Consider the following 16998-nt stretch of genomic DNA (forward strand, 5'->3'; position numbering starts at 1 on the left):
AGGGAACAAGCTCCCTCGCCACAAAAGATTCTTATCGGCTAAAGGGACCGGATCACATGCTTGATCTCCTGAAACGCCGCCAACCCCCACGGCCCCAACTCGCGGCCAATGCTGCTCTGCTTGTAACCGCCCCACGCGGCCTGCGGGAAGATCACCTGCGGTGCGTTGATCCACACCAGCCCGGCCTGCAAGGCATTTGCCACGCGCTCAGCGGTTTCATGGCTGGCGCTGACCACACTCGCCACCAGGCCGAAATCGCTGTCGTTGGCCAGGGCAATGGCCTCGGCTTGCGAGGTGAAACGTCGTACACAGAGCACCGGGCCGAAGATCTCTTCGTTCCACAACGCGCTGTCCAGCGGTACGTCGGTGAACACGGTCGGGCGGATGAAAAAGCCCTTCGGCAGGTCCGCAGGTCGGTCACCGCCACACAGCAAACGTGCGCCGTCCTCAACACCGCGCTGGATATGCCCCAACACGCGTTGATATTGCACGCGGTTGATCAACGCGCCCATTTCCACGTCATCGGCAAACGGGTCAGCCACGCGAATGCCTTCAGCCCGTGCCTGTATACGTTGCAGGAATTCATCCGCCAGGCTGTCGGCTACCAGCACGCGACTGGTGGCCGAACACATCTGCCCTGCGTTGAAAAACCCACCGCCACAGGCCAGTTCCACCGCCAGGTCCAGGTCGGCATCCGCCAACACCAGCAAGGAGGATTTGCCGCCCAGTTCCAGGCTCACACCCTTGATGGTTTCTGCTGCGCGCTGCATCACTTGCACGCCGACGGCGTTGCTGCCGGTGAAGGAAATCTTCGCCACGCGGCGATCCGCCGCCAGCGGCGTGCCCACTTCCAGGCCCGTACCGCACACCAGGTTGAACACCCCGGTCGGCAAGCCCGCCTCGGCGATAATCCGCGCCAGTTGCATTTCCGCCAATGGCGTGACTTCCGATGGCTTGAGCACCACGCAGCAACCGGCCGCCAGGGCGGGAGCGAGTTTCCAGGCGGTGGTCACCATCGGGAAATTCCACGGCACGATCAGCCCTACCACACCGCACGGCTCACGACGCAGACGTGCACTGAAGTCCGCGCTGGGCAGTTCCACCGGGCTATCCTGGCTGGCGTCCATCGCCTCGGCCACGCTGGCGTAATAGTCGAAGGTGGCGATCACATCGTCCACATCAATCGCGGCTTCAAACAGCGGTTTGCCGTTGTTGCTCGATTGCAGGTGCATCAGCTGTTCGCGCTGCTCGCTGACGCCTTGGGCGATCTTGCGCAACAGCGCGGCGCGGTCGCGGCCGGTGCTTTTTGACCAGTCGATGAACGCGGCGCTGGCGGCGTCGACCGCCTGGGTGACCGTGCTCGCATCGCCGACGCTGACGTGGGCCAGGACGGCTTCCGTCGCAGGGTTGATCACCTCAAGCGAGGCCAGTCCGGCACGCCATGCCCCATTGATATACACACCGTTCAATACCGCGCTCATTCCGCCACCGCCTTCATCCACAGCCCCTGTTCGATTTCAATCAGCGTCGGCCCTTGGCGATCAGCCGCTGCGCGTAGTGCCGCGCGCAGCGACTCAATCCCTTGGATGCTGTCGGCGGCGCAACCGAGTGCCTTGGCCACGCCGATAAAGTCCGGCGTGTAGATGTCCACGCCGACCGGCTCGATGGCGCGGTTGACCATGTATTTCTTGATCTCTTCATAGCCGTGGTTATTCCACAGCAACACGATCACCGGCGTGCGCGCTTCCACCGCGCTGGCCAGTTCCGGGAGGGTGAATTGCAGGCCGCCGTCGCCGATCAGGCACACCACCGGCTGCCCATTACCACGCCCCAGCCAGGCGCCGATGGCGGCAGGCAAGGCATAGCCCAAGGTGCCGTAGCCAGTGGACGAGTTGAACCAGCGGCGCGGGTGGTCGAGATTCAGGGTCAGGTTGCCGCTGTACACCGGTTGGGTGGAGTCGCCCACCAGCACGGCGTTGGGCAATTCTTCGAGGACGGTCTTGAGGAACAGGGTTTGCGCGCGGGTGGCTGCGTCCCAGCTGGGCGTCAGTTCCGCCCACAGGCGCGCTACGCGTTCAGCGCCCCACGCGCTGTTACGCGGTGGCAAAGACTTGCTGGTCAACTCGGCCAACAGCGCTTCGGCGGCGATTTGTGCATCAGCCACCAAGGCCACTTGCGGCGGGTAGTTGCGCACGGTCTGGTCGGGGTCGATATCGATGCGCAGCAGCGCGCCGGGAATCTCGAAACCGCCGGCGAAGGTCACGTCGTAGTCGGTTTCCGCCAGCTCGGTGCCGATGGCCAATACTACGTCCGCTTCGGCCACCAGTGCGCGGGTGGCGACCAAGGTCTGGGTCGAGCCGATCAGCAGTGGGTGGCGGGCAGGCAGCATGCCTTTGGCGTTGATGGTCAGGGCCACCGGCGCGCCGAGGGCTTCGGCCAGTCGGGTCAGTTCCGGCGCTGCGTCGATGGCGCCACCACCGGCCAGGATCAACGGCGTCTTGGCGGCTGCGAGCAACTGGCTCATTTGCTTGACCGCCGACGGCGCCGCACCGGCACGGGCCACGCTGACCGGTTCACTGCCCAGCAGTGCATCGGCATTTTCCACCAGCACATCCAGCGGGATTTCGATGTGCACCGGACGCGGCCGCCCGGCCTGGAACAACGCAAACGCCCGCGCCAACACGCCGGGCAGCTCCGCCGCCGACATCAGGGTATGGGAGAACGCCGCCACGCCGGCCATCATCGCGCCCTGGTTGGGCAGCTCATGCAGCTTGCCGCGCCCGCCGCCCAATTGGCTGCGCGACTGCACGCTGGAAATCACCAGCATCGGGATCGAGTCGGCATAAGCCTGGCCCATGGCGGTGGTGATATTGGTCATGCCGGGGCCGGTGATGATGAAGCACACGCCGGGTTTTCCGCTGGTGCGCGCATAACCGTCGGCCATGAAGCCGGCGCCCTGTTCGTGGCGCGGGGTGACGTGACGGATGCTGGAACGGGCCAGGCCGCGGTACAGCTCCACGGTGTGCACGCCGGGGATGCCAAACACCTGGTCCACGCCGTAGCCTTCCAGGAGGTTGACCAATACTTCGCCGCAGGTCGCCATATAGGTCGCTCTTATTGTTGAGGTAAGGCGTTATTGGACCGGCTGGCCTGTAGCGGCAACAATCGATAAAAAGTCATACTAGCCATGTCCTCACGTCATGGCTGCGCCCCGATGAAACGCCTCCCGCCACTGCCCGCGCTGCACACCTTCTGGGTCACGGCCCAGTGCTGCAACTTCACCCGCGCCGCCGAGCAACTGCACATCACCCAGGGCGCGGTGAGCCGGCAGATTGCCGGGCTCGAAAGTCATCTGGGCTACGCGCTGTTCCAGCGCCAGGCGCGTGGCTTGAGCCTGACCGAAGAGGGCCGCGAGTGGTCACTGCGCGCACAGCAGGTGTTTGGCCTGCTCGGCGAGGCGGTGGAGCAGATCGGCAGTCGGCGTCAGGTCCTGCAGCTCAAGGCGTCCACCTGTGTGATGCGCTGGCTGCTGCCGCGCCTGATGCAGTGGCAAAAGGAACGCCCGGACGTGCCGGTGGAACTCACCACCACCGTGGCCTACACCGTGGACTTTCGCCGCGAGCAATTCGACGCGGCGGTGATCTATGCGCCCATCGCCGAGCAATCGGCCGAGGCGCGGCATCTGTTCGATGAGCAACTCACGCCGGTCTGCGCACCGGCACTGCTCGCGGGCTTGCACACACCGCAAGATTTGCAGCAACAGGTCTTGCTGCACCCCACGCGGGATGAACGGGATTGGGCATTGTGGCTCAAGGCGGCGCAGACGCGGCTGGGCAATTTGAGCCAGGGCCATCATTTTGAAACGCTGGATTTGGCGATGACGGTGGCGTCGCAAGGTTCCGGCGTGGCGATTGGCGACAGCGCGTTGATTGGCGAGGATTTGAAGGCGGGGCGGTTGGTGATGCCGTTTGAGCTGCGGGTGCCGACGGGTATGGGGTATTACTTGGTGTATCCGCCGGGGACCGAGCCTTCGGCGGGTCTTAAAGCTCTGATGGATTGGTTGGTCATGAACGCCAAGTCGCCCCTGTAGGAGCCGGCAAGCCGTGCTCCTACAGGGATGGGGCGTATCAGTAACCTACGGTGAAACGCTGGCGTGAGTGTTTCGGCGATTCCACTTCGTCGATCAACGCAATCGCATAGTCCGCAAAACTGATCCAACTGCGACCTTCACTGCTCACCAACAAGTCATCCTGGCCCCACCCGGAATTGACCGGTGCGCTCGGTCTCGACGAACTCCGCCGACGGCGACAGGAACGTCCAGTCCAGTTCCTTCTCCTGGCGCAGTGCGTCAAGAAACGCCGCACCCGCGGTGGCTTCCGCTTTGTATTCCTCAGGGAAACCCACGCTGTCGATGACCCGCCCGCCACCCGGCAGCAGCAGCGAACCGGCGCCGCCCACCACCAGCAGACGTTTTACCCCGGCCTTTTTCACCGGCTCGATCACGGCGCTGGCGGGCAGGGTGGCGAAGTGTGCCGCACTGATCACCACGTCGCTGCCACTCACCGCCTGTTGCAGGGCGTTGGCATCCAGGGCGTCGACTTGTTTGACGGTGACGCCAGGGCGTACGGCCAGCGTGTCGGTATTGCGTGCGATGGCGGTGACGGTGTGCCCGCGACGCAGCGCTTCTTCCAGCAGTTGGCTACCGGCACGGCCAGTGGCACCAATAATTGCAATCTTGCTCATGACGTTCTCCAGTACGTTAGGGTTTGAAACGGTTCACCACTTCATTTCGCCCTTGGCGACTTTGGCGCTCAGTTCCAGCGAGCTTTCGTCGGCGAGGGTGGGGTAACGCTTTTTCATGGCCGCGATCAGGGCGGCAGAATCCTTGGCCTTGGCGGTCTCGGCGTCGAAGGCCTTGATGTAGTCGGCGGTAAAGGCCACCGATTGCAGCGTCGGTGTGCCGAGGTAGTGGCCCGGGATCACGGTCTTTGGTTTCAGCTGTTGGATGCGTTGCAGTGTCGCCAGCCAGTCTTTATGGGACTGCGCGCTCTGGGTATCGGCCATCCACAGATGGATGTTTTCGGAGACAACCACGCCACCGACCACGGCCTTGATCGACGGGATCCACACAAAGCTGCGATCCGGCTGCGCGCCATCCAGGCCGATGACCTCCAGTGGCTGGCCTTCCAGGCTCAGGCTGTGACCTTCGAGGACCTGCGGCACGATGGTTTTAGACGGCCTGTCGGCGCCCATTTTCGGGCCCCAGAACTCCAGCTTGCCGGCCACGGTGGCCTTGATGTGGTCGACCACCGGTTGTGGCGCCAGCACCTTGGCGTCGGGGAAGGCGGCGGTGAGGGTGTCGAGGCCGAAGTAGTAGTCCGGGTCGCCATGGCTGATGTAGATAGTGGCGAGGTGCTTGCCGCTGGCGCGGATTTTCTGCACCAATTGCTCGGCCTGGCCTTTGCCGAATTGGGCGTCCACCAGGATCGCGTCCTTGGCGCCGCTGACCAGCACCGAGCTGACCGGGAAGATCGCGGCTTCGCCAGGGTTGTACACATCCAGCTTCAGCTCGGCCGCGGACGCATGGGCGGCGAACGCCAGGGCGGCGGTGGCGAGGGTCAGGCGCTTGAAGGTTGAGAACATCGGGCAGCTCCAGCATCGGTAAAGGATGCACAGAGCTTAGTTGCACAAAACCAGACTAAAAATGCGATGCTGGGACATAGTTTGTTTCTGAAAGCGGGCAGATCATGGATCGTCTTCAAGCAATGCGCGTGTTTGTCACGGTGGTGGATCTGGGCAGCCAGTCCGCCGCCGCCGATCATCTGGACCTGTCGCGGCCGGTGGTGTCGCGTTATTTGGCGGAGCTGGAAGACTGGGTCGGCGCCCGTTTGTTGCACCGCACCACGCGCAAGCTCAGCCTGACGGCAGCGGGCGGTGAAACCCTGCCACGCTGTCGGCAATTGCTGGAATTGTGTTGCGACATGCAAGCCGCCGTCAGCGAGCCCGATGAAGCGCCCCGTGGTTTGCTGCGTTTGAGCGTCAGCACGTCGTTCGGCCAGGCGCAATTGGCCCAGGCCATTGCCGAATACGTCAAGCGCTACCCGCTGGTGACGGTCGACCTACAGATGCTCGATCGCACGGTGAACCTGGTGGATGAGCGCATCGACCTGGCTATCCGCACCAGCAACGACCTGGACCCCAACCTCATTGCCCGGCGCCTGACGGTGTGCCGCTCGGTGGTGTGTGCCTCGCCGGCCTACTTGCTGGAGCATCCTGCGCCGCAGAAGGTCGAAGACCTCGCCGGACATAATTGCCTCACCCATTCCTACTTCGGCAAAAGCCTGTGGCATTTCGAGGAGCGGGGCGAGCCGGTCTCGGTGCCGATCATCGGCAACATCACCTCCAACGAGGCCAGTACGTTGTTACGCGTGACGTTGGCCGGTGCCGGAGTGTCGATGTTGCCCACTTATCAGGCCGGCGATTACATCCGGCGCGGCGAACTAGTGCGCCTGCTGCCTGACGCCGAGCCGCGGCAGATGAACATCTATGCGGTGTACGCCTCGCGCAAACACATGCCGTCGGCGCTGCGCAGCTTGCTGGATTTCCTGGTGCTGAGGTTTCCGGAAGAGCCGGCGTGGGATGTCGGGCTCTAGGCTGGAATCAACCGGTTGAATGTCGTCCGATAATGGCAACTTGGCCTGGTTGACCTATGCTTTAGACAGCACCCTGTAGATCCGCAGAGGTCTGTGCCATGAGCATTAAAACCAGAAAGTACCTGATGATTTTCAGCCTGTGCGCCATTGCCAGCGCACTTTACGGGACCGCCGCCTACCGCGTGGAGCAGACCCGTATGCAGCCGACCTTTGCGATCAGCTGCCATCAGGATCAATGCGTGCCCCGCACCGGCAGTTTCAGCGCGCTCAGGTAGCCGATGGTTCGGCTTTCAACTGCTCGCGAAACGCCTTGGGTGAGAACCCGACCCGTCGGCGGAACAGCCGAGAGAAGTTGGTGGGGTCGGAAAAACCCAGCACCTCCGACATCTCATTGATGGTCATGCTGGTGTACGTCAGCAAACGCTTGGCTTCCAGCAATTGGCGGTCATGCATGATCTGCAACGCAGGTTGCCCACCCAATTCCCGACATGTCCCGTTCAGGTGTGAGACCGAGATGCCCAGCTTGTGGGCAAGATCCTCAATCTTGGGGTGTTCGCGGTAATGCTGCTCGACCAACTGGGTGAAGCGCCGGAAGTATTCACGCCCCCGTGGCGCACGTGGGTGACGGCGCTGGATGGCCTGGCGGCTGATCCATACCAGCAACACGCTGACCAGCGCGTGCATCATCATGTCCCGTGCCGGTTGTTCATCGGCGTATTCATCCTGCAAGCGGGCGAACTGGCTGTTCAGGTAATCACTGTCTTTGCCCGCCGGGTAACTGCCGAGTGTCTGCAAACCGTCCACGGTGGAGCCCAACTGTGTTTGCAGGTGGCTGACCAACGGCGCCGAAAGCGTCACTACGTAGCCTTCGACGTCCTCAGGAAAACGGAACCCGTGCACGCACAAGGGCGGCAGGACTTGCAGGGTTGCTTCGTTCAGGGTGGTGCGCTGGCCTTCGATTTCCAACTGTGCCTGGCCTTTGTGCACGTAGAGCAACTGGCACAGATCCGCGTGCCGGTGGGGTTGGATTTCCCACTGGTATTCCCGACTGCGCCGGGAAATGGTTTCGCAGTGCAACAAATCGGGGGTGGGCCATTGCTGGTGTTCCCCGTAAAGCTTGAAGACCGGAATTGCGGTTTTGGTCATGGTTTCAACCCGATACTCGGAAGAGTGGTGCGGTAATCGCCCCAATTGGCAAAAAGCGCAGGCTTTGGCGCAGTTTTCACCTTCTTATGCCGCTCACTCAAGTGAAAAATGTCAGCAACAAGACCAATGACAACTCTTTCACCCGATCCGTTCGAGTGGAACTTGCGGGCCATAAAAATAATGAAAACGCTGAAAACCCAAGTCGCCATTATCGGCGCCGGTCCTTCCGGACTGCTGCTTGGCCAACTGCTGCATCAGGCAGGGATCGAGACCCTTATCCTAGAGCGTCAGAGCGCCGACTACGTGCAAAGCCGCATCCGTGCCGGCGTGCTGGAACAAGGCATGGTCGACCTGCTGCGGCAGGCCGGCGTCAGCCAGCGTATGGACAACGAAGGCCTGGTGCATGACGGTTTCGAGTTGGCGCTGAACGGCCAGTTGACCCACATCGACCTCAAGGGGCTGACCGGCGGTCAATCGGTGATGATCTACGGCCAGACGGAAGTCACCCGCGACCTGATGGCCGCCCGTGGCGCCGCCGGTGCCACCACCCTGTATGAAGCGCGCAATGTGCAGCCCCACGCTCTCAAAAGTGATCGACCCTGGCTGACCTTCGAACATCAGGGCCAAGCGTTCCGCCTGGAGTGCGATTACATCGCCGGTTGCGACGGTTATCACGGCATTGCGCGCCAATCGATCCCGGCTGAATCGCTCAAGGTCTTTGAAAGGGTCTACCCGTTCGGCTGGCTGGGCATCCTCGCCGACACACCGCCCGTTCACCCTGAGTTGGTCTACGCCAAACACCCGCGCGGGTTCGCCCTGTGCAGCATGCGTTCGCCGACGCGCAGCCGGTATTACCTGCAGGTGCCGGTGGAGGAACCGATTGACGAATGGTCCGACGCCCGCTTCTGGGATGAACTGAAAACCCGCCTGCCCAGCCACCTTGCAGAACACCTGGTCACCGGTCCATCGATCGAAAAAAGCATCGCACCGCTGCGCAGTTTTGTAGTGGAACCGATGCAGTACGGGCGCCTGTTCCTGCTCGGCGACGCGGCGCATATCGTGCCGCCGACCGGGGCCAAAGGCTTGAACCTGGCGGCCAGTGATGTGAGTACGCTGTACCGGATTCTGCTCAAGGTCTACGGCGAAGGGCGCGTGGATCTTCTGGAGCGTTACTCCGCCATCTGCCTGCGGCGGGTGTGGAAGGCCGAGCGGTTTTCCTGGTGGATGACCTCAATGTTGCATCAGTTTCCCGAGGCCGACGGTTTCAGCCAGCGCATCGCCGAGAGTGAGCTTGACTACTTCATCCACTCCGAGGCGGGGCGCAAGACCATCGCAGAAAATTACGTCGGACTTCCTTACGAAGCTATCGAATAGCCTGCTATCGTATCGAGCATTCCCGTGGGCCGCCTTTTCCCACGGGCCTTGCTCGAAGGTCTTGCCGTGACGCACCTCAATCAGCCTGCTCCGCCACTGCCCGCTGTGCGCAGTATTCTCGCCTCACTGATGATGGCGATCTTCCTGGGGGCGTTGGATCAGACCATTGTCGCCGTGTCCATGCCCGCTATTTCCGCCCAGTTCCACGACGTCAACCTGCTGGCCTGGGTCATCTCCGGCTACATGGTGGCGATGACCGTGGCGGTGCCGATCTACGGCAAGCTCGGCGACCTGTACGGGCGGCGGCCGATGATGCTGATCGGCATGGGCTTGTTCACCCTGGCCTCACTGTTCTGCGGCATGGCGCAAAGCATGGAGCAACTGGTGCTGGCGCGGATCCTCCAGGGCATCGGCGCCGGCGGCATGATCTCGGTGAGCCAGGCGATCATCGGCGATATCATCCCGCCCCGCGAACGCGGCCGCTACCAAGGCTATTTCAGCAGCATGTACGCGGTGGCCAGCGTGGCCGGGCCGGTGCTGGGCGGCTACATGACCGAATACCTGTCGTGGCGCTGGGTGTTCCTGATCAACTTGCCCTTGGGCGCCGGCGCCTGGTACGTCGCCCATCGCACGCTGGTGGGCCTGCCGGTGCCGCAGCGCAAGCCGATCATCGATTACCTCGGCACTGTGCTGATGATCATCGGCTTGACCGCCTTGCTGCTGGGCATCACCGAAATCGGCCAGGGCCATCACTGGCGTGACAGTCAGGTGCTGGGCTTGCTGGTGTGTGCGCTGGTGGCGTTGACGGTGTTTGTCTGGCACGAGCGCCGGGCGCGAGAGCCGTTGTTGCCGATGCATTTGTTTGCCAACCGCAGTGCGGTGTTGTGCTGGTGCACGATCTTTTTCACCAGCTTCCAGGCGATTTCCCTGACGGTGCTGATGCCGCTGCGGTATCAGACAGTGACCGGTTCGGGTGCGGACAGCGCGGCGTTGCACCTGTTGCCGTTGGCCATGGGCTTGCCGATGGGGGCTTATTTTGCCGGGCGCATGACCTCGGTGACCGGGCGCTATAAGCCAATGATCCTCAGCGGCGCATTGCTGAGCCCGTTCGCGATTCTCGGCATGGCCTTGAGCGCGCCCCAGGCAGTGGGGCTGACGGCGCTGTTTATGCTGCTGTGCGGCATCGCCGCTGGCATGCAGTTCCCGACCTCACTGGTGGGTACGCAAAACTCGGTGGAACAGCGCGATATCGGCGTCGCCACCAGCACCACCAACCTGTTCCGTTCCCTGGGCGGGGCGGTGGGGGTGGCGTGCATGTCGGCGCTGTTGCTGGCGCTGTTGCAGGATTCCAGCTTCGCCCACCTGGCCAGCGGCGCGTTGGTGGCCGAAGGCAGTTCCGGCAACGTGCTGCTCGACGGCCTCAACGCCGCCCCCGGCCCGGCGCAGGATGCCCTGCGCGGGGAGTTGGCGGTGACATTCCGGCATTTGTTGATGGTCAGTGCGGCGGTGTCACTGCTGGGGCTGGCGGCGGCAATCGCGATGCCCAATCGGGTGCTGCGTGGCCGTGAAGACAAGGCCAAGTAGTCTCAGGGGCTGTAATAACCCACCGCCACCATGAAATGCCCGGCCTTGCGCACATACGCATGCTTGTTCTCGACCTTGTCGGTCACCGGGTTTTTCCAGCGGTATTTGTATTCGCCCTGATCCTGCTCGGCCATCAACTTGAGGATCGGCTCGCCCACCGGCTTGCCGTCCGGGTCCTTGATCTTGCTGAAGTCGGTGTTGACCAGTCGCAGGTTGGTGCCGTGGGCTACATAGCGCTGGGTATCGAGGTCCACCACGAACACATAAAGGTCATCCTGCAGGAAACCGCCCTGCAATGAGTTGATGGCCTTGAGTGTGCCGGTTTCATCCTTGAGCAAGGCGGTTGCCGCCTTGTTGCGCAGGGCCCGGGCCTGTTCCGGCGTGGCCCGTGGCAGGTAATAACCCACCGCGAGAATGCGTTCGCCCACGCGCTGATAAAACACATGCTTGTGTTCGACCTTGCCATCGTTCCAGTTCTGCCAGCGATAGTCGGCCTGCTGGATGCCCTGGCCTTCCGGTACCTTGAGCGCATCCTTGAAGGACTGGCGCAAATCCGGCCCGAGCACTTCGGATACATCGCGGCCGATCAAGGCGGAGGAGGGGCCACCGCTGGCCAGTAGGACGCCTTGGGTGTCGACCACGAACACATAGCGGTCGTGGTCGACGAATTCGCCCTGTCGGCTGAAGGCGGCAAACGCCTTGTCGCCGTTGCTCTGGTAGTAGGCCAAGGCTTTTTCCAGCAGCGCCTTGGCCGCCTGGGCGTCTTCATCCTGAGTCGTTGCGGCGTGCACCTGGCTGAAACACAACAGCAGCAGCCAGGTGAGTCGGAACACTGCCTTCATTATCCGTCCCTCGTTCTTGTTGGTGTGACAAGAGCGTAGACGGTCGCGGGCGACTCAGAAGGGTTTGGTCGGCAGGTACTTGCCATCCAGGGTGATTACCGCGCGAGAGCCACCGTCCGGGTCCTCGACCTTCTTGATGTCCAGCTTGAAGTTGATCGCACTGATGATGCCGTCGCCGAATTGCTCATGGACCAGCGCCTTGAGGGTGGTGCCGTAGACCTGGAGCATTTCGTAGAAACGGTACATCGTCGGGTCGGTCGGCACGCCGCCGGGGAAGCTGCCGCGCAGGGGCACGCTCTGCAGCAGGCGGCTGGCGTCCTGGTCCAGGCCGAGCTTGTCGCAGACCACGTCCGCAGCGTCCTTGGGCAGCGGATGCTGGCCGAGCAGGGCGGCGGTGACGAACGCCAGGCTGAGCCCGGTGCCGTCGGTGAGGTCCTGCCAGGACAGGTTCTTGCGGGCCTTGAGGTCGATAACGGTGTCGGCCAGGGCCAGGCGTGGGGTTTGTGAGAAGTTGGATTGCAACATGGTGTTGTCCTCTGGGTTGAAATGGGGTCAGGCAGCGTGGATCTGATTGAGCAGCGACACGAAGCGCCCGCTGCGGCTGTCCAGGGCGTCGATGGCGCCGGTTTCGATGTCGTATACCCAGCCGTGCAACGTCAGCCGACCTTGTTCCAAGGCCAGGGCGACGGAGGGGTGGGTCTTGAGATTGGCCAACTGGGCGATCACGTTTTCGCGCACCAAGTCGCTCAAGCGGGCGGCATCGGATGTGTGCTGGCGGGCGGCGTTGATCACCTTGGCCGACTCGGCATGGCGCAGCCAATTGGCCACGGCCGGCAGGTGATCCAGGCATTTGCAGGTGGAGATGGCGGTCATCGCGCCGCAGTCGGAATGGCCGCAGATCACAATGTCACTGACCCCCAGCACCGCCACCGCGTATTCGACGGTGGCCGACACACCACCCGGCTCCGGGCCGTAGGACGGCACGATGTTGCCAGCGTTGCGGATCACGAACAGATCGCCCGGTTCCTGCTGGGTCAGCAGCTCGGGAACCACACGGCTGTCGGAACAGGACACAAACAGCGTGCCCGGGGTTTGCGTGGTCGCCAGGTGTTTGAACAGGTCGCTGCGTTGGGCAAAGGCTTCGGCCTGGAATTTGCGGAAGCCGTCGATGAGATGTTGCATGGGAAGTTCTCCTTGCGTCGCTGATGGGGCAAGGATGGAAGTTTTCAGCTATAGCGTCCAAGACCGGCTTATTATGGTTTCTATTGGTCATTCCTATAGTTGGGGGCTTCGATGCTGCTGCGCCATATCCGTTACCTGCTGGCGGTGGCTGAACACCGCAATTTCACCCGTGCCGCCGAGGCGCTGCATGTGTCGCAGCCGACCTTGTCGCAGCAGATCAAGCAGTTGGAAGACACCTTGGGTGCGCCGCTGTTGGACCGCTCCGGGCGCAGCGTGAGCCTGACCGATGCCGGTGAAGCCTATGTGCGCTTTGCGCGGCTGGCCTTGCAGGACCTGCAGGCCGGCACCCGCGCCATGCATGACGTGCAGGACTTGAGCCGAGGCAACCTGCGCCTGGCCATGACGCCGACCTTTACCGCCTACCTGATCGGGCCGTTGCTGGCGCAGTTCAATCAGCGCTATCCGGGCATTACCGTGAGCATCGAGGAACTGACCCAGGACCGCATGGAAACCGCCTTGGCGGAAGACGCGCTGGATATCGGCATTGGTTTTACCGGCGAGCATCTGCCGGACATCGAGTGCGAAGGGCTGTTTGTTGAAACGCTGAGTGGGGTGGTCGGCGCCAACCATCCGGGGTTGCACAGTCGGCAGTGGCTGGCGCAACCCCTGGTGTTGTTGAACACCGGCTTTGCGACCCGCCGCTACATCGATGAGTACTGCCGTGCCCAGGGGATAAGGCCGTTGATTGCGATGGAGGCCAACTCCATCAGCGCAATCATCGAAATCGTGCGCAGCACGGCGCTGGCAACCATCCTGCCCAGCGCGATCGCCGAGGCCCAGCCAGGGTTGAACGCGGTGGCGATCAGCCCGGCATTACCCCAACGCACCGTGGCACTGCTAAGTCGCAAGGGCGCCTATCGCAGTGCCGCGTGTCGCGCCTTCGTGGCGTTGATCAAGGCGCGGCCAGCCACTGGCTGACGATAGCGTCATAGACCCCCGTGGCCTGGCTCAGGTGCAGCCATTGATCGACGTAGCTTTTCCAGGCCACATCATCACGGGGCAACAGGAAGGCTTTTTCGCTGTACTGCATCTGCCGCTCGGGGTTCACCGCACACAGCCCCGGCTTGAGCTTCTGCTGGTAACGCGCTTCGCTGGCGTCGGTGATCATCACATCGGCCTTGCCCGCCAGCAGTTCGTCGAAAATGGTCACGTTGACGTGCAGGCGGATCTGCGCCTGGCCCAAGTGGGCACGGGCGAATACTTCGTTGGTGCCGCCGGCCGGTTCGATCACGCGCACTTGGGGCTGGTTGATCTGTTCGACGCTCTGGTAGCGCTGCACATCGGCACAGCGTACCAACGGGATCTTGCCGTCGACGCCCAGGGATTGGCTGAAGAAGGCTTTTTTCTGGCGCTCCAGCGACACCGAAATGCCGCCTACGGCGATGTCACAGCGCTGGGCCAGGAAGTCCGGCATCAGGGTTTTCCAGGTGGTCGGCACCCATTGGATTTTTGCGTTGAGGCTCTTGGCCAGGGACTCGGCCATGGCGATGTCGATGCCTTCGTAGCGGCCATCGGCGCGCAGCGAGGTGTAGGGCTTGTAGTCGCCGGTGGTGCAGACCGTCAGCGTGCCGCGTTGCAACACCTGGTCAAGGCGCGACGGCGCGGTGTCGGCCAGGGCGCCGGTGGCCAGACTTGCCAGTACACAGAGGGCGAAGGGAGCTTTCATGCGGTCGAGTCCTTGGGGCATGGGCGTGGGCGCTCATTATTTCCAGCACCGGGCACGGTAGCAAGGCGCAGCGAATGTTTAGCCAAGTCGCAACCAAACTCCGCCAACCCTGAATTTAATCACCTGTGCTGGCGTGTGACGCTGGCGATTACCTCTAGCATTGTGATTCCCGCATGGACGGCTCTTCCGACACCCACCCCGCGACACTGCCGTCCGATCTCGCGTTCTGGGCCCTGTTCCACTGCCGACACGCACGCCCACCAGATACTGCATTCCTACGTTGATCCATCCCCTGGATGGCGCGCACCTGCGCGCCTGCCTGACCCACACGTATGAGAATGCCCATGAGTGTCTTTGCCTGCCTGCACGAAGCCCAGTCCTTCCTTGAACAGAACCCGGACATTGAGATGTTCGAGCTGTTTATCCTCGATAACAATGGCGTGCCACGCGGCAAGTTGCTGCACCGTGATGAGTTGCTGGCGGTGTATGAAAGTGGCCGGCCTTTGCCCAGTACCATTCTTGGCCTGACCATCAATGGCGACGACGTGGAAAACTCCGGGCTGGTGTGGGAAGTGGGTGATATCGATTGCCGCGCCTACCCGATCAGCGGCAGTTTGCAGCGCATGCCGTGGCGCCTGATTCCGACAGCGGCCGTGCAAGTCAGCATGCACCCCACCGAAGGCCTGCCCGCCACCGTCGCCGACCCCCGGCACTTGCTGGCCAAGGTGATTGACGGACTCAAGGCCGACGGCTATTACCCGGTGATGGCGGCGGAACTGGAGTTCTACCTGCTCGACCAGAAACCCGACAGCCACGGCCGCCCGCAGCCGGCGCGGGATGTGGACGGCGGTCGCCCGCGTTCGACTCAGGTCTACGGCCTGCGCGAGCTGGAGCAGATCGAGCCTTTCCTCGCTGACCTTTACAGCGCCTGCAAACTGCAGGGCATTCCGGCGCGAACGGCCATCTCCGAATACGCGCCGGGCCAGGTTGAAATCACCCTGGAACACCGCGCCGACGCCCTGCAAGCCATGGACGAAGCGGTGCGCTACAAACGCCTGGTCAAGGGTGTGGCGCATAAACACGGGATGACTGCCTGCTTCATGGCCAAGCCGTTCGACGACCTGGCTGGCACCGGCATGCACATGCACGTCAGCCTGGCAGACGCCGAGGGCAACAACCTGTTCGCCAGCGAAGCCACCGACGGCACGCCGCTGCTGCGCCACGCCGTGGGCGGCATGCTCAGTACTTTGCTTGATTCCTTGCTGATGTTCTGCCCGAATGCCAACTCCTACCGCCGCTTCCAGACCAACAGCTACGCCCCGCTGGCCGCCACCTGGGGCGTGGACAACCGCACCGTCAGCCTGCGGGTGCCGGGCGGCCCGGCGAATTCCCGGCATATCGAGCACCGCATCTGCGGCGCCGACGCCAACCCCTACCTGGCCGCTGCCGCGATCCTGGCCGGCATCCATCGCGGTATCCGCGAACAGCGCGACCCTGGCGCCCCGGTAGAAGGCAACGGCTACGCCCAGGCCAAGGAGTTGCTGCCCACCGACTGGCTGACCACCTTGCGCGCCCTGGAAGGGTCGAGCTGGGCGCGGGACGCGTTCGGCAGTGAATTCCTCGGCGTGTACCTGGCGGTCAAGCGCGCCGAATACCGCCAGTTCATGGGCGAGGTGGGCGAGCAGGATTGGCGTTGGTATCTGCATCAGGCGTGAACCGGCTTCGGTGGTGAACGTTTCGACCTTTTTTTGACATTGCACTGGTTAAGCTGCAAATCAAGGTCGTTCACTGCCGTTCCACCCACATGAGCCCGCGATGTCGCCACAACCACCCTCATCCATCGAGATCGAATACGCCGAGCGCTGTGACCGCGAACACGCCAGGGTCTGCGGCGATACACGCCCGCCAGGGCTGCGGCAGCGCCTGGCGTCGTGGCGCGACGAGTGGATGGTGCGCCAGGCGCTGAAAGTCGCGGGCGAGCCTGGGTTGGTGTTGGACCTGGCCTGTGGCTCGGGGCGCTTTTGGCCCGTGCTGGCCGAACACGTCAATCGGGTGATCCTGGCGTCGGACAACTCCCAGGACATGCTCGACCATGCCCGCACCCATCACCCGGCGTCGTTGCTCAAGCGCGTCAAGACGTTCCAGGGCTCAGCGTTTTCCATCGGTTTGTCGGCGAATGCGGTGGACTGCATTTTCTGCCTGGAATTGTTTCGCCATGTGCCCAGCAGTGAAGGGCGCTCGGCCCTGCTGCGGGAGTTCCACCGGGTCAGCCGCGACACGGTGATTGTCTCGGTCCATTCCCGCACTGCCGTCGAAGATGAGTTCCGCCAGGCGGGCTTCAAGGTTCTGCATCATCAGGAATTCATGCCAGGCTCAAGCCTGTGGCGGGTCTACGTGCTGCGTAAGAGAGGATAAGTCCCGCCTGTCGGACTATTCTTCAACTCCTGTCTGAGTTTTCATGGTCGCCTGTGCACTGCGGATGCTCGCTAGC

At 62.7% G+C, this 16998-nt stretch carries 16 protein-coding genes and 1 pseudogene; 8 read left to right on the forward strand and 9 right to left on the reverse strand.

What is annotated here, in order from left to right:
* Positions 1-38: 38 nt before the first annotated feature.
* Positions 39-1481, reverse strand: a complete 1443-nt coding sequence (locus tag AYR47_RS14770; protein WP_061435701.1) for an aldehyde dehydrogenase family protein — start codon at positions 1479-1481, stop codon at positions 39-41.
* The gene (locus AYR47_RS14775; protein WP_061435703.1) at positions 1478-3103 is read right to left on the reverse strand and encodes a 5-guanidino-2-oxopentanoate decarboxylase; all 1626 of its coding nucleotides are present in this window, start codon (positions 3101-3103) and stop codon (positions 1478-1480) included. The genes AYR47_RS14770 and AYR47_RS14775 overlap by 4 nt, the downstream gene beginning before the upstream one ends.
* 111 nt (positions 3104-3214) lie before the next feature.
* Here AYR47_RS14775 and AYR47_RS14780 point away from each other — a divergent pair, with 111 nt between their 5' ends.
* On the forward strand, positions 3215-4090 hold the full coding sequence (locus AYR47_RS14780) for a LysR substrate-binding domain-containing protein (RefSeq protein WP_061435705.1): 876 nt from the start codon (positions 3215-3217) through the stop codon (positions 4088-4090).
* 37 nt (positions 4091-4127) lie between these two features.
* Here AYR47_RS14780 and AYR47_RS14785 read toward each other — a convergent pair.
* Both AYR47_RS14785 and AYR47_RS14790 read right to left on the reverse strand, forming a co-directional pair.
* Positions 4128-4743 (reverse strand): annotated as a pseudogene (locus AYR47_RS14785) (NAD(P)-dependent oxidoreductase).
* 33 nt (positions 4744-4776) lie between these two features.
* On the reverse strand, positions 4777-5643 hold the full coding sequence (locus AYR47_RS14790; protein ID WP_061435707.1) for an MBL fold metallo-hydrolase: 867 nt from the start codon (positions 5641-5643) through the stop codon (positions 4777-4779).
* A gap of 104 nt (positions 5644-5747) precedes the next feature.
* Between AYR47_RS14790 and AYR47_RS14795 the strand changes: the two genes are divergently transcribed.
* Both AYR47_RS14795 and AYR47_RS32690 read left to right on the forward strand, forming a co-directional pair.
* Positions 5748-6653: a LysR family transcriptional regulator gene (locus AYR47_RS14795; protein ID WP_033902617.1), complete on the forward strand. Its 906-nt coding sequence runs from the start codon at positions 5748-5750 to the stop codon at positions 6651-6653.
* Between the two features lie 98 nt (positions 6654-6751).
* The gene (locus AYR47_RS32690; RefSeq protein WP_016975214.1) at positions 6752-6928 is read left to right on the forward strand and encodes a hypothetical protein; all 177 of its coding nucleotides are present in this window, start codon (positions 6752-6754) and stop codon (positions 6926-6928) included.
* Here the strand turns inward: AYR47_RS32690 and AYR47_RS14800 are convergent.
* A complete protein-coding gene (locus AYR47_RS14800) occupies positions 6921-7799 on the reverse strand; it encodes a helix-turn-helix domain-containing protein (protein ID WP_033902616.1) in 879 nt (292 codons plus the stop codon). The genes AYR47_RS32690 and AYR47_RS14800 overlap by 8 nt on opposite strands.
* A gap of 189 nt (positions 7800-7988) precedes the next feature.
* Between AYR47_RS14800 and pobA the strand changes: the two genes are divergently transcribed.
* Positions 7989-9173 (forward strand): 4-hydroxybenzoate 3-monooxygenase, encoded by a 1185-nt coding sequence (gene pobA, locus AYR47_RS14805; protein WP_208603942.1) that lies wholly within the window; start codon positions 7989-7991, stop codon positions 9171-9173.
* A 66-nt stretch (positions 9174-9239) separates the two neighbouring features.
* The gene (locus AYR47_RS14810) at positions 9240-10757 is read left to right on the forward strand and encodes an MDR family MFS transporter (protein ID WP_051422247.1); all 1518 of its coding nucleotides are present in this window, start codon (positions 9240-9242) and stop codon (positions 10755-10757) included.
* Between the two features lie 2 nt (positions 10758-10759).
* Here AYR47_RS14810 and AYR47_RS14815 read toward each other — a convergent pair whose 3' ends face one another.
* From AYR47_RS14815 to AYR47_RS14825, 3 genes are read right to left on the reverse strand one after another with little or no spacing between them, the layout of a single operon-like run.
* Positions 10760-11599 carry a cache domain-containing protein gene (locus tag AYR47_RS14815; protein WP_033902614.1) on the reverse strand — a complete coding sequence of 280 codons (840 nt, stop codon included), beginning with the start codon at positions 11597-11599 and terminating at the stop codon, positions 10760-10762.
* Between the two features lie 54 nt (positions 11600-11653).
* On the reverse strand, positions 11654-12124 hold the full coding sequence (gene cynS, locus AYR47_RS14820; RefSeq protein ID WP_028619382.1) for a cyanase: 471 nt from the start codon (positions 12122-12124) through the stop codon (positions 11654-11656).
* A gap of 27 nt (positions 12125-12151) precedes the next feature.
* Positions 12152-12781: a carbonic anhydrase gene (locus AYR47_RS14825; protein ID WP_033902612.1), complete on the reverse strand. Its 630-nt coding sequence runs from the start codon at positions 12779-12781 to the stop codon at positions 12152-12154.
* Positions 12782-12892: 111 nt separating this feature from the next.
* On the opposite strand from AYR47_RS14825, the gene cynR reads away from it, so the two are divergent.
* The gene (cynR, locus tag AYR47_RS14830) at positions 12893-13759 is read left to right on the forward strand and encodes a transcriptional regulator CynR (RefSeq protein ID WP_033902611.1); all 867 of its coding nucleotides are present in this window, start codon (positions 12893-12895) and stop codon (positions 13757-13759) included.
* Here cynR and AYR47_RS14835 read toward each other — a convergent pair.
* Entirely contained in the window at positions 13734-14507 is a 774-nt protein-coding gene (locus AYR47_RS14835) for a transporter substrate-binding domain-containing protein (protein WP_061435711.1), read from the reverse strand. The two genes, cynR and AYR47_RS14835, sit on opposite strands and share 26 nt — an antisense overlap.
* Positions 14508-14851: 344 nt before the next feature.
* Between AYR47_RS14835 and AYR47_RS14840 the strand changes: the two genes are divergently transcribed.
* Both AYR47_RS14840 and AYR47_RS14845 read left to right on the forward strand, forming a co-directional pair.
* Positions 14852-16222: a glutamine synthetase family protein gene (locus AYR47_RS14840; protein ID WP_033902609.1), complete on the forward strand. Its 1371-nt coding sequence runs from the start codon at positions 14852-14854 to the stop codon at positions 16220-16222.
* Between the two features lie 100 nt (positions 16223-16322).
* Positions 16323-16922, forward strand: a complete 600-nt coding sequence (locus AYR47_RS14845) for a class I SAM-dependent methyltransferase (protein WP_033902608.1) — start codon at positions 16323-16325, stop codon at positions 16920-16922.
* Positions 16923-16998 lie beyond the last annotated feature (76 nt).

The organism is Pseudomonas azotoformans (genome assembly GCF_001579805.1).
In the GTDB taxonomy this organism is placed as follows: Bacteria; Pseudomonadota; Gammaproteobacteria; order Pseudomonadales; family Pseudomonadaceae; genus Aquipseudomonas; species Aquipseudomonas azotoformans_A.

What these genes read in the sequence shown, in the direction of transcription:
- AYR47_RS14770 (WP_061435701.1), bottom strand. Translation starts at nt 1,481, where the DNA reads ATGAGCGCGGTATTGAACGGTGTGTATATCAATGGGGCATGGCGTGCC.
- AYR47_RS14775 (WP_061435703.1), bottom strand. Translation starts at nt 3,103, where the DNA reads ATGGCGACCTGCGGCGAAGTATTGGTCAACCTCCTGGAAGGCTACGGC.
- AYR47_RS14780 (WP_061435705.1), top strand. Translation starts at nt 3,215, where the DNA reads ATGAAACGCCTCCCGCCACTGCCCGCGCTGCACACCTTCTGGGTCACG.
- AYR47_RS14790 (WP_061435707.1), bottom strand. Translation starts at nt 5,643, where the DNA reads ATGTTCTCAACCTTCAAGCGCCTGACCCTCGCCACCGCCGCCCTGGCG.
- AYR47_RS14795 (WP_033902617.1), top strand. Translation starts at nt 5,748, where the DNA reads ATGGATCGTCTTCAAGCAATGCGCGTGTTTGTCACGGTGGTGGATCTG.
- AYR47_RS32690 (WP_016975214.1), top strand. Translation starts at nt 6,752, where the DNA reads ATGAGCATTAAAACCAGAAAGTACCTGATGATTTTCAGCCTGTGCGCC.
- AYR47_RS14800 (WP_033902616.1), bottom strand. Translation starts at nt 7,799, where the DNA reads ATGACCAAAACCGCAATTCCGGTCTTCAAGCTTTACGGGGAACACCAG.
- AYR47_RS14815 (WP_033902614.1), bottom strand. Translation starts at nt 11,599, where the DNA reads ATGAAGGCAGTGTTCCGACTCACCTGGCTGCTGCTGTTGTGTTTCAGC.
- cynS (WP_028619382.1), bottom strand. Translation starts at nt 12,124, where the DNA reads ATGTTGCAATCCAACTTCTCACAAACCCCACGCCTGGCCCTGGCCGAC.
- AYR47_RS14825 (WP_033902612.1), bottom strand. Translation starts at nt 12,781, where the DNA reads ATGCAACATCTCATCGACGGCTTCCGCAAATTCCAGGCCGAAGCCTTT.
- cynR (WP_033902611.1), top strand. Translation starts at nt 12,893, where the DNA reads ATGCTGCTGCGCCATATCCGTTACCTGCTGGCGGTGGCTGAACACCGC.
- AYR47_RS14835 (WP_061435711.1), bottom strand. Translation starts at nt 14,507, where the DNA reads ATGAAAGCTCCCTTCGCCCTCTGTGTACTGGCAAGTCTGGCCACCGGC.
- AYR47_RS14840 (WP_033902609.1), top strand. Translation starts at nt 14,852, where the DNA reads ATGAGTGTCTTTGCCTGCCTGCACGAAGCCCAGTCCTTCCTTGAACAG.
- AYR47_RS14845 (WP_033902608.1), top strand. Translation starts at nt 16,323, where the DNA reads ATGTCGCCACAACCACCCTCATCCATCGAGATCGAATACGCCGAGCGC.